This is a genomic window from Streptomyces sp. WM6386, from assembly GCF_000972385.1.
Lineage (GTDB): Bacteria > Actinomycetota > Actinomycetes > Streptomycetales > Streptomycetaceae > Streptomyces.
Map to the genome: position 1 here is coordinate 1 of NZ_JXTE01000802.1, position 309 is coordinate 309.

Annotated in this window: 1 protein-coding gene; it reads right to left on the bottom strand. The window is 65.7% G+C overall.

The window, feature by feature from the left end; genetic code table 11:
* Positions 1–150: IS3 family transposase (locus TN53_RS43735; RefSeq protein WP_046264511.1), on the bottom strand; the 150-nt coding region annotated here is incomplete at its 3' end.
* Positions 151–309: the final 159 nt, after the last annotated feature.

Below are 309 nucleotides of genomic sequence, written 5' to 3' on the forward strand. Positions count from 1 at the left end.
GCGTTCGCGGTCCCGCAGCACCCCCTCGCGCAGGGTCGCCCGGTTGATGCCCAGGTCGGCGGCGATGCTCTTGTAGGTCGCCCCGGGTGTGGACTCGTACAGGGCCACGGCATCGGCCTTGAACTCGTCCGAGTAGTCCTTCATCGCCATCGGCGGTCTTCTCGCTTCCTCCGGATCAAGCAGATCCAGTATCAGCGTGTCCACCACTCAGGGGGAGGCCCCCTGCTCCAACACCGAGGCCGGCGCAGCCCTGTTGATGACCGCGTGGACCAGGAACATCCGCACGGCTGTGAGCACTTTGTTGATCCG